Below are 12,010 nucleotides of genomic sequence, written 5' to 3' on the forward strand. Positions count from 1 at the left end.
ATACGTTTAATGAATAATTGTCAAGTTATTATTACGTTTAATGTATTAGAATTATTGATAATTATTCTATAAAATATAATTATATTGATTAAAGGAGTATTTTAATATGAATATTGGTTATAGAATTAAACAACTACGTAAAAGTAAAAGCATGACGGGGAATCAATTGGCTGAGATTACAGGTATTTCACAATCAATAATTTCTAGGTATGAAAGAAATAATATTGAACCACCTATATCATCATTGAAAATTATATGTGATGCATTTGGAATTTCATTATCTGATTTTTTTATAACAGATAAAAATCCAATAGTGCTACAAGATTTGCTTAATTGTGCTATGGAGCTATCTCCTGAAAAACTGGAAACACTTATACAGGTTGCTAAATATATGAAATAATATATTATAAATTATAAAAATACTCTAATCAAACTTTGAGTCCACCTTAAAATACGTCGAAATTAAGCCCTTAAAGATTCAAGGGTATATATGATATACCTCCAATGGCAAAAATCCATTTAAAGCTAAAATATGCAATTATAGGAAGATAATCATTATTATATCATTGCTAATAAAATCCAAAAATAACTATTCTTTTAATTTATAAGCTTTTCCAACACTTCCACCTAACTTATCCCACAGATAATTATGTTCATCTACTGCACAGGAAAAATCTTCATTCTTCCAGTTATATAATATGGTCAAAAGTCTTTTTTTGTCAGGATACTCTGAAACTAGAACTTCAGTAATCAAGTAATCAACTCTTTCTTCAGTGATTTCAATCTCACCCCATATTTCATCAGCAACAATTTTAGTGTTTGCCATCATGTGCATTTCATTCCATACTTCTTTTTCATCTCTAACATATACTTTAGTTAGTTCTGTCGTTTGAATGAGTTCTTGATACTTGGTATCATCAATCTGTTTAATTTTGTTTGAGCATCCAGTTATAGATATAATAATTAATATTAATATTAACATAAACATCCTATTCATTTTCAAGTCTGTCACCTCTAGCTAGTTGAATGTTTTTACATGGTATAATAAGAATAAGTTACCCTTTTATACTATCTTCTCCAATCTGAATTAGGATTATTATATTCATACTAAACTAACAAGTGTTATATTATTCCATACACGAAAAGAGGCTTCCCACTGGGAAACCTACTTATCATTCAATATTTTTTTCAGTTCATCCATAAAAGTATTAATATCCTTGAATTCACGATATATAGATGCAAACCTAACATATGCTACTTCATCTATGGTCTTAAGTTTTTCCATTACCTTTTCACCAATATCTTTACTTTTGATTTCTTTTTTTAATGAATTATACAAACTGTTCTCTATTTCGTCTACTAATCCTTCAATTTCACTCATTGATACAGAACGTTTATGACAAGATCTAACAACACCATTCATTAACTTATTTCGATTATACGGTTCTCTTGTCTTATCTTTTTTAATAATGACTAAAGGTATTGTTTCTATCTTCTCATAAGTAGTAAACCGTTTGCCGCATGCTTCACATTGTCTTCTTCTACGTATTAAATTGTTTTCGTCTGATGGTCTTGAGTCAACTACTTTAGTATTATCCTCATTGCAAAAAGGACATCTCATAAGTTATTCTCCCTACTTTCCGCTTATAGCCACTATTTTAGTCATATTATAAGTTATAAGCAGAAAAAGGTCAACCTTTGATTTTAAATACTTATAATTATTTAAAATAATTTTAATTATTAGTATTCTGATTCAACCAATGACTTATCAACGTTGATATCAACCAGAATAATATCTTCACCTATCTTTTTAATACTATCCCAGGGTATTTGATATTCCTTGCCTCTACCAAACATTCCAAATATCTTAGCTGGCCCTGGAACAATCAGCTTAATCAATTTGCCTTCCTGTAAATCTACCTCAATATCACTTATAAATCCTAATCTAATACCATCGTTAGAATTTATAACCTCTTTTTGCTTCATATCATATATTCTAACCATACTAATTTCCCCCTAAAAGCTGTCCTTGCTTAGATTCATATTCAAAATAATTTACTAGTTAATTTAAGTATCTTTTCATATGTCTTATAGCTGATTTTTCTAGCCTTGATACTTGTGCTTGAGAAATACTTATCTCACTAGCAACTTCCATTTGTGTTTTACCTTCAAAAAATCTAAGCTTCAGTATATTAAACTCTCTTTTAGGGAGTTTTTTCATAGCTTCACCAAGAGCTATTGATCTAACCCATCTTTCCTCTTTATTCTTTTTATCACTTACTTGATCCATTATATATAAGGAATCGCCCCCGTCATTATAAACTGGTTCAAAAAGTGACACAGGATCTTGAATAGCATCAAGAGCAAAAACAACATCCTCTTTCTTCATATCTAACTCTTTTGATATTTCCATAATAGTTGGTTCTTTATTATTTTGTCGTAATAACTTTTCTTTTGCTTGTAAAGCTTTATAAGCTGTATCTCTAAGAGACCTACTGACCCTTATACTGTTATTATCTCTTAGATACCTTCTTATTTCCCCTATTATCATTGGTACGGCATATGTTGAAAATTTAACATTTTGAGTAATATCAAAGTTATCTATCGCCTTAATAAGTCCTACACAACCTACTTGAAACAAATCATCTACCATTTCCCCTGAATTACTAAATCTCTGGATTACACTTAATACTAATCTCAGATTACCGTGAATATATTCGTCACGAGCAGCAAGATCTCCATCAAGTATCCTATTAAATAATGCTTCCTTTTCTTTATTTTTCAATATGGGTAATTTAGATGTATTCACACCACATATTTCAACTTTGTTCAATGCCATACTCTACCTCCAGTAATCATTTTGTCATATATTTTTCCTTATACTAAAATGATTGCCAGTGGTAATATATTTATACCTTTTTTTATTGCATTCTAATAATTTCCTTTTGTAATCTTTTTATGATTTTCTTCTCAAGCCTTGATATATATGATTGTGATATGCCTAACATATCAGCAACTTCTTTTTGAGTTTTTTCTTCGCCATCTGCTTTCAGTCCGAATCTAAGTTCAACAATAACTCTTTCTCTATTAGACAATTTACTAAGAGCCTTTTTCAATAATTCTTTATCTACTTCTTCCTCAATATTTCTATAGATAACATCTTCCTCAGTACCTAGTATATCAGATAATAATAGTTCGTTTCCGTCCCAATCTACATTAAGGGGTTCATCAATAGATATCTCTAACTTTGTTTTATTATTTCTTCTTAGATACATAAGGATTTCATTTTCTATACATCTAGAAGCATAGGTCGCTAACTTGATTTTTTTATCAGGTTTGAAGGTATTTATAGATTTTATCAATCCTATCGTACCAATAGAAATTAAATCTTCTACTCCAATACCAGTATTTTCAAATTTCTTAGCTATATATACTACAAGTCTTAAATTATGCTCAATAAGTATAGATTTCACTTTAAAATCGTTTTCACTACCAAGCATAGCAATAATCCTTGATTCCTCTTCATTCCCAAGTGGAGCAGGCAATATCTCACTACCGCCAATGTAGTGAATCTCTCCATTATCCCACAAAAATAATTTTCTAAATCTCTCAATAAGTTTTATGCTAAAAATATCTAATATGTTTTTACTTTTACATACCAATTCTATTCCCCCTATTATATATCTTTTGTTTTATATTAGAATTAAAACAAAAGATATTTTCCTTAGCTTTTATGTTATTTTTTTGTGTTCTACCACATTTTTATAAAACCAATAATATTCTAATGTACACTAACTAATTCGGGATGTATAAGGACTTGGTAACTGTTGTCATTTGACAGTTTTTTATCATATACAGCAATCACCACATCTCTATAATCTTTCATTTCATCACCAAGGTTAATACATATATTATCCGCAACAATTCCAAGTAACATTCCATTTTCATTACCAAGTGAAGAAAATGGAATAAGCCTTAATTTTAAATTACTGTTTTTACCAAAATCTGTAAAATTAGATATATTATATAAATCACCAGAGATATTTAGCAACTTATCATAACAATCTTTTGTTAGTAAACCTTTTAATAGTTCACTTTCTGCAATAAGAACAGGATTATTTGTTATAGGATCGTATAGATTATTACCTGTATCCAATAAGCCATTAACCTTAATCTTAGAATCGTCAATATTGATTTCAAGTCCAAATAAATTTTTATTAGCCCTAATTGTACTAGACATTACTTTTCTAACGATTCTAAATATGACAATTGCAATTATTCCAAAAATTACAAACAATCCTACTCTCAAATTCATATTGTATGTACCATTTATTATTTTGCTTACAGCAACTCCAATAAATGAATAGTAATATAATGCAAACATTAATCCGCCAAGCATGATTGCGCTTAAATACATAATAATTGTTAATTTAACAAATTCACTTAATCTTTTAGGTTTGAATGATATGTATATTAATAATATACTAGTTAACAAGTATCCTACGATAACATTAAAAAGATAACTATCATAAGGAAGTATGACTATAATACACATCATTAATGATCCAACTATAGCACCAATCAATAACCTTATGTTCTTGGAATTTTTCTTAGTTAGAATCTTAACTATCCAGAGTATAATATAGTCCATTATCAAATTAATGATGAAGACTATGTCAATATAAACTTCTAAATACACGCCCCCCCTCCTTTACAAATTTGTAATAAATCAAGGCTTTATTAGTTTTGTTATATGAATCCTATAGTATATTTTATTCACATATTATTTAAGCTATGCTAATTATAGCATGGCTAATTGGAATAATTTGTCAAAAACAATAAATGAATTCTGTTTTTTTTCTTATATTTTTCAACAATAAAGTTAACCCTGTACAACTTCACTTGATATTATGATTCATAAGGTTGTGATATTTGTTCAAAAAAATAAAGAGGCTACTCCCAGAAGGAATAACCTCTCAGTTAATAATATTATCTATTTCTTTTTCTTTGTAAAAATGGTGGAATATCTATAGGTTTTTCATCAATATGTATATCTGTCTGAACATTTTGTTCTGGCTCAGTAGTAGCACTAACCATTTCACTGGTTTTAGAACTAATCTTACTGCTATTATCAGTTCTGCTTTCTGTAATAGGTGCTTCAAATCCAGTTGCAATTACAGTTACTACTAATTCATCCTCGAGAGAATCATCAATAATCTGACCATAGATTATATTTGAATCATTGCCTGTAGCTTCCTGTATTAATTGAATTGCATCATTAGCCTCAAACATGGACATATTTGAATCACCACTAATGTTAATAAGTATATGTTTGGCTCCATCAATAGTTGTTTCAAGTAATGGACTTGAAATAGCCATTTGTGCAGCTTCCTCAGATTTATTATCACCTTTAGCTTTTCCAATACCAATATGTGCAATACCTTTATTTGACATTACAGTTTCTACATCAGCAAAGTCAAGGTTAATAATACCTGGTGTATAAATCAGATCCGAAATACCTTGTACACCTTGTTGTAATATTTCGTCAGCTTTCTTGAAAGCATCTTTTACAGTTGTTCTTCTATCAATAATAGATAACAATTTTTGATTAGGTATGACAATTAATGTATCCACCGATTTCTTTAATGCAGTTATTCCTGCCTCTGCATTCTTCATTCTAACTCTGCCTTCAAAATCAAAAGGTTTTGTTACAACACCAACTGTAAGAATCCCCATCTCTTTAGAAATGTTAGTTATTACAGGGGCTGCACCAGTACCAGTACCACCGCCCATACCGGCAGTTACAAAAACCATATCTGCACCTTTAATAGCTTCAGATAGTTCTTCTTTGCTCTCTTCAGCAGCTTTCAAACCAACTTCTGGATTAGCTCCAGCTCCTAGGCCTCTAGTGAGTTTTTCCCCTATTTGAATTTTAACAGAAGCTTTCGAACATTGTAGAGCTTGTACATCTGTATTAACAGCTATAAACTCAACACCGTTCAATCTATCTTCTATCATTCTATTAACAGCGTTATTTCCACCTCCGCCTACTCCAATGACAACAATCTTTGCCACACTTGCCTTTTCATTCATCTTAATTTCAAGCAAAGTAGTTCCTCCTAACAAATCTTTCTTAATCTATATGCATTTAAGCGATTTTATTGACATAATCTCTTACACATAATAATATATTTTTTTTGATAATTAATCAATATAAAAATTGAAATTTTCATTATTTTTTTTTCATCTTTAAGTAAAAATAAAAGTAATTTAAGTTTTTGCTTAAACAAACCTAGTCATTATTTACTATTATAGGGAGTAAATATTATATTTCTTTCATCTGCGTCAGTTAAGTTAATTGTTCCTTCCACACCTTCAGGCAATTTTCCTATTAAGTCTTTTAATAGTTCAAATTTCCTATTAATGTCATTTATGTTGCCGATTGATATAGATATTTTGTCGATTTTTAATATAATTTGTTCTGGGTCATTATAATTAAAATCTATATAGTCTATTTTGAAACCAAACTTTTTCATTTTATGTGAAATTTCTAAAATAGCTTTGAAAATGTCTGTATCATCTGTAAACAGCTTGTCCCCAATTACAAAATGGTTAAAAGATAGCCCGTGTACAATAGGTATATTAACCTGCAAATCATTTGTATAATCAATAACAGTACCGTCTTTACTAAGACATAGATATTTACCCATATATGGAATATAGGATATTACACTTTTTTCAGTTACCACAATATCTATATTGTTAAAAGAACGGTACTTAATATCTATATTCTCAATATATGGATATTCTTCCAAATTCAACTCTTTAGAAGCTAATTTATATACAAACAAATTTGTCTTTTCATGAATACCTACTATATTTTTTATTATCTCTTCACTATATATTTTATTTCCTATAACAGTAATGATATTCACATTAATAAGTTGAAAGGCAAAAATAACTAGGATAAATACTAAGCAAATTATTAATAAGACAAATTTACCTGTTTTATTTTTACGCTTTCTAACTTTTTCCATCGAAATAACATTAGACATATTATCACCTTTAATCTGAAGAGTATTTTATCTTGGCTCCCAACAAGCTTAAATCTTTTTCCAAATTCTCGTATCCTCTTAAAATATGACTAGCATTATTAACAATAGTTTTACCTTCTGCCCCTAGGCCTGCTAGTACTAATGCTGCACCACCTCGTAAATCTTCTGCAAAAACTTCTGCTCCATTTAATCTGTTAATTCCCTTTAATACTGCTATCCTTCCATCTATAATAATATCTGCACCCATTCTAACTAATTCTGCAACATGTTTATACCTTGATTCAAATATTGTTTCAGCTATAATACTTGTTCCGTCAGCTGTAACAAGACAACTCATTAACTGGGCTTGCATATCAGTAGGAAAACCCGGATAAGGTTGTGTTCTTATAAGATCAAGCGACTTTAGTCTTTCGGGTGCTTTTATTAATATACTATTTTCAAATTCTTTTGTAAAACATCCCATCTCATTAATTTTAGTTATTGTTGAGTTTAGATGTTCCTTACATACGTCTTTTAATAGAACTTCTCCTCCAGCAGCAGCAACTGCACACATATAAGTACCTGCTACTATTCTATCTGGCATTATCCTATATTCAACTGAGTTTAACTTATTAACACCTTTTATGGTAATTGTATCTGTTCCAGCCCCTTCTATCTTAGCTCCCATTTCACATAAAAATTCTTGTAATTCTACTATTTCAGGTTCTTTAGCAGCATTATTAATAGTTGTAATTCCTTCTGAGAGTACTGCTGTTAACATTATATTTTCAGTAGCTCCAACACTTGGATAATCAAGGCTAACCTTATTGCCTATTATTTCGTTAGTGCTGCATTCAATAAACCCATGCCTATCTTTTATATCTACATTCATCTGCTTTAAAGCTTTTAAGTGCAAATCAATTGGACGAGTTCCAATAGAACAACCACCTGGAAAAGATATCTTCACAGTTTTTAATCTTCCAAGAACAGAACCTAATAGGATAATGGAAGATCTCATCATCTGAACATATTTTTCTGGTATTATATGAGTTGTTATATCGGAAGAGTCGATTATTAATATATCTCCCTCCCATTTGATTGTACACCCTATAGCAGTTAGTATGTTAAGCATATTATAGACATCTAATATTTTTGGACAGTTATGAAAATATGTCTTCCCTTCATTTAAAACAGTAGCTGCAAGTAATGGGAGAACTGCATTCTTTGACCCTTGCACTTTTATTTCGCCACTTAGACTGTATCCGCCTTCTATAATATATTTACCCATGTACTGCGACCTCCGCACAAATAGCAATTCTATATAATTCATAGTATTCATTTAATCCTTTTATGTTACTATATAACTTATCCCTTAATCAATTACAGCAACATAAAATTATTATAATAATAAATGATTAATTATTGTAACGTGCGGGTTATTTTATGTATTCTATCCCGCTTTACTAATCTTTGATCTTCTAGCTATACCAAGCACCATTCCTATCTCAACCATAAGAAATAGTAATGAAGAACCTCCATAACTTATAAATGGTAGCGGCATACCTGTTGCAGGTATTGAATTAGTAACTACTGCGATATTAATTATTACTTGTAATCCAATCTGTGCCATAACACCAACAACAATAAGCAAACTATTAAGATCAGAACAGTTACTAGCTATTACCATACATCTCCATATAAGTAAGATAAACAAAATGATAAGCGCCAAAGCTCCGAATAACCCTAATTCTTCGCATACTATTGAAAATATGATGTCATTATGTGCCTCAGGAATGAAACCTCTTTTTTGCATGCTTTGGCCTAGACCCGTACCAAATAAACCACCTGTACCTATAGCATATAGGGATTGAATAGTCTGATATCCTTTTCCAAGTGGATCTGTCCATGGTCCTTCAAGCCATATCTTAACCCTATCTGCTCTATAACCAGCCAACAATATTCCAAGCACACCACCGACAGCCCCAGGCAGAGCAGTTATCAACATCAGTTTGTAGACTTTTGGTACTGCTACAAATAAAATAGCCACACCTATTGCAAAAACTACAATAGCCGTACTCATGTTAGTTGCACCAACTAACGCTGTTGGAATTCCTATAATAAATAATATTAACATCATTAATCTATATTTATCTAAGTGACTAACCATTTTTGATGCAACATAAGCAATAACAATAATAATCATCAACTTGGCAAACTCAGAAGGTTGGAAATTGACAGGTCCAATAACTAACCATCTCTTAGCCCCTTTGATTTCTTTACCAACAAGTAATACCAAAACCAAAAAACCTAAAGACATTATGTAAAGTAACAGAGCAAATCTATTAAAAATATGAAAGTCTATTCTTGAGACAACCATCATTACAACTATTCCTAGAACACCCCATACAATTTGCTTCTTAAGGTAATGAGTACTATCATTGTACATATCAATACTATAATAATAACTAGAACTATATATCATAATGATTCCAAAAACAATAAGAATAACCACTATTGCAACAAGAGTAAAATCTGTTTGATTTTTTTTCTTCTTTAAAAGTGACCGCTTCTTACGATGTCTCTTGATTGTTTTTTCATGCAACATAACCCCTCCCTATTGCTTATCTAATTCACTTACATATTGCTTGAATAAATTACCTCTTTCTTCAAAGTTTTTAAACATATCCCAGCTTGCACATGCAGGTGATAACAAAACATTGTCTCCACTTTCAGCTAGAGAATATGCCTTATCTACTGCTTCTTTCAGGTTATCTACTTGATATATTGATTCAAATCCATTAGCTCTAGCAGCATCCTCAATTTTATATGCTGTTTCACCAAATAGAATTAAACCTTTTACTTTATTATTGAATGCTTGTATCCAGCTATCGTAACTTCCACCTTTATCCATACCGCCGCCAATTAAAATTGTATTACTTTTCATTGATTTTATTCCATTAATAGCAGCATCTTCATTAGTTGCCTTTGAATCATTGAAATACTTAGCTCCTTTAACAGTGGCTACATATTCAACTCTATGGGCAACTCCTCTAAAATTCTCTATTACTTTACTAATCACATTAATAGGAACCTGCATACATGTTGTAATCGCTATCCCTGCCATAATGTTTTCAACATTGTGTTCACCTAGTTTATTTATATCTATTACTCTTTCTTCTGCTCCATGAACATTAGTACATACATAACCATCTTTTAGGTAAACTCCCTTAGCATCTATTGGAGATTTGCTAAAATATATGACATTACATGGGATTCTATCAGCCAACCCTCTACATATTTCATTATCATAATTAATAATGCAGTAATCGTCTTTTGATTGATTTTCAGAGATTCTAAGTTTTGCATTAATATAATTATCATATGTTTTATGTCTATTAAGATGATCTGGAGTTATATTTAATATTGCACTGACTCTTGGAGCAAAATCATGTATTGTCTCAAGCTGAAAACTACTTATCTCAGCTACTATTTTTGAATCTTTGTCCGTTTTATTAATTATCTGTGAAAAAGGAATACCAATATTACCAACAACAAAAGTATTATTATAATAAGTTTCCATTATTTCACTAACAAGAGTTGTTGTAGTTGTTTTTCCATTAGTTCCAGTAATAGCTGCAATAGGAGCATCACAAAATCTATAAGATAATTCTATTTCGCTCCAAACAGGTATACCTAGTTCAAAAATCTTCTTCATAAAAGGAAGATCAAGAGGCACACCAGGACTTACGATTACCAGCCAGATATTATCTAAAATGCTGTAATCAAATTCTCCAAAAACAAATCTTGGTTCTTTTCCATCAAATAATTTGATACTGTCTACCAATTGTTTCTTGCTTTTTCCATCATATACTGTGACATTAGCTTTCTTTTCTAAGCATAGTTTAGCTGCACTTATACCACTTAATGCCATTCCAATAACGAGTATGTTCTTATCCTTTAATTCCATTCTAGCAGCACTCCTTTATCCTAAAAAAATCCATTAAAAGCTAATAATCCTATTAGACTTAAAATTGCTGTAATTATACAAAAAACCACAACAACTTTTGTCTCATTCCATCCAGATAATTCAAAATGATGATGTATAGGCGCCATTTTAAAGAATCTTTTTTTAGTAAGTTTAAAATAAAATACTTGAATCATAACTGATAAAGCTTCAACAACATATATTAATCCAACTATAAGTAAAAATATAGGCATTTTCAAGTATATGGCTGTAGCAGCAACAAAACCACCCAATGCCAGAGAACCTGTATCTCCCATGAATACTTTAGCAGGGTAAGTATTGAATAATAAGAATCCTAGCAAACTACCTACAGCAGCACATGTAATAGGTGTAATCTCGCTTTTTATTCCGATGCTCACTACTGTAAAAAATGTAGCAACCAATACCGTTACACCAGAAGCTAAACCGTCTAATCCATCTGTCAGATTAACGCTATTTACTGTACCAATCATAATAATAAATATTAATGGTATATAAGCCCATCCAAGGTCAATTGCCAACCCTCCTGTAAAAGGAACATAAATCTCTGTACCTAGTGAAGCTACATTAAACATGTAATAGCAGTATAATCCAGTAATTATTAACTGAGCTATAATTTTTTGATACGCTTTTAATCCTAGAGAACGTTTCATAACTACTTTAATAAAATCATCTAGAAATCCTATAATACCAAAACTTACTGTTATGAATAGTATAGGTATAATATCAGGATTGCTTCCAACATAAATCAAAGATGTCAAAAGTATGCCTGCTAGTATAACTACACCACCCATAGTAGGTGTTCCCGCTTTCTTTAAATGTGATCTAGGTCCATCATCCCTAACGAATTGACCGAATTTCAGTCTAGCCAAAAATGGGATAACAATTGGACACAGCACCACACTAATAAAAAATGAAATCAGTACTGGTATTATATAGGATGTATTTGTCATAAGTTCCACCTCTTTAATTT

13 protein-coding genes are annotated in these 12,010 nt (G+C 30.5%); 1 reads left to right on the forward strand and 12 read right to left on the reverse strand.

What is annotated here, in order from left to right:
* The first annotated feature begins 106 nt into the window (after positions 1–106).
* Entirely contained in the window at positions 107–400 is a 294-nt protein-coding gene (locus AACQ14_RS21655; protein WP_339365658.1) for a helix-turn-helix domain-containing protein, read from the forward strand.
* A 189-nt stretch (positions 401–589) separates the two neighbouring features.
* Here the strand turns inward: AACQ14_RS21655 and AACQ14_RS21660 are convergent, their stop codons facing one another.
* The 12 genes from AACQ14_RS21660 to mraY form a co-directional block, all read right to left on the reverse strand.
* Entirely contained in the window at positions 590–997 is a 408-nt protein-coding gene (locus AACQ14_RS21660; RefSeq protein WP_339365659.1) for a DUF6241 domain-containing protein, read from the reverse strand.
* A gap of 168 nt (positions 998–1,165) precedes the next feature.
* Positions 1,166–1,621: a transcriptional regulator NrdR gene (gene nrdR, locus AACQ14_RS21665; protein ID WP_113675231.1), complete on the reverse strand. Its 456-nt coding sequence runs from the start codon at positions 1,619–1,621 to the stop codon at positions 1,166–1,168.
* A gap of 119 nt (positions 1,622–1,740) precedes the next feature.
* On the reverse strand, positions 1,741–2,004 hold the full coding sequence (locus AACQ14_RS21670; RefSeq protein WP_113675232.1) for a YlmC/YmxH family sporulation protein: 264 nt from the start codon (positions 2,002–2,004) through the stop codon (positions 1,741–1,743).
* 58 nt (positions 2,005–2,062) lie between these two features.
* Positions 2,063–2,839: an RNA polymerase sporulation sigma factor SigG gene (gene sigG / locus AACQ14_RS21675; RefSeq protein WP_113675233.1), complete on the reverse strand. Its 777-nt coding sequence runs from the start codon at positions 2,837–2,839 to the stop codon at positions 2,063–2,065.
* Between the two features lie 82 nt (positions 2,840–2,921).
* Positions 2,922–3,641, reverse strand: coding sequence for an RNA polymerase sporulation sigma factor SigE (gene sigE, locus AACQ14_RS21680; RefSeq protein ID WP_330408070.1), 720 nt, complete (start codon positions 3,639–3,641; stop codon positions 2,922–2,924).
* Between the two features lie 140 nt (positions 3,642–3,781).
* The gene (locus AACQ14_RS21685; protein ID WP_339365660.1) at positions 3,782–4,699 is read right to left on the reverse strand and encodes a sigma-E processing peptidase SpoIIGA; all 918 of its coding nucleotides are present in this window, start codon (positions 4,697–4,699) and stop codon (positions 3,782–3,784) included.
* 290 nt (positions 4,700–4,989) lie between these two features.
* Positions 4,990–6,108, reverse strand: coding sequence for a cell division protein FtsZ (gene ftsZ / locus AACQ14_RS21690; RefSeq protein ID WP_339365661.1), 1,119 nt, complete (start codon positions 6,106–6,108; stop codon positions 4,990–4,992).
* A 191-nt stretch (positions 6,109–6,299) separates the two neighbouring features.
* Positions 6,300–7,037, reverse strand: a complete 738-nt coding sequence (locus AACQ14_RS21695) for a cell division protein FtsQ/DivIB (RefSeq protein ID WP_339365662.1) — start codon at positions 7,035–7,037, stop codon at positions 6,300–6,302.
* 28 nt (positions 7,038–7,065) lie between these two features.
* Positions 7,066–8,322, reverse strand: a complete 1,257-nt coding sequence (murA, locus tag AACQ14_RS21700) for a UDP-N-acetylglucosamine 1-carboxyvinyltransferase (RefSeq protein ID WP_339365663.1) — start codon at positions 8,320–8,322, stop codon at positions 7,066–7,068.
* Positions 8,323–8,484: 162 nt separating this feature from the next.
* On the reverse strand, positions 8,485–9,639 hold the full coding sequence (locus tag AACQ14_RS21705) for an FtsW/RodA/SpoVE family cell cycle protein (RefSeq protein ID WP_339365664.1): 1,155 nt from the start codon (positions 9,637–9,639) through the stop codon (positions 8,485–8,487).
* A 9-nt stretch (positions 9,640–9,648) separates the two neighbouring features.
* Complete coding sequence (murD, locus tag AACQ14_RS21710) at positions 9,649–11,001, reverse strand: UDP-N-acetylmuramoyl-L-alanine--D-glutamate ligase (RefSeq protein WP_339365665.1); 1,353 nt, start codon at positions 10,999–11,001, stop codon at positions 9,649–9,651.
* 20 nt (positions 11,002–11,021) lie between these two features.
* On the reverse strand, positions 11,022–11,990 hold the full coding sequence (gene mraY, locus AACQ14_RS21715) for a phospho-N-acetylmuramoyl-pentapeptide-transferase (protein ID WP_339365666.1): 969 nt from the start codon (positions 11,988–11,990) through the stop codon (positions 11,022–11,024).
* Positions 11,991–12,010: the final 20 nt, after the last annotated feature.

It is taken from the genome of Vallitalea maricola (assembly GCF_036985595.1).
Lineage (GTDB): Bacteria > Bacillota > Clostridia > Lachnospirales > Vallitaleaceae > Vallitalea > Vallitalea maricola.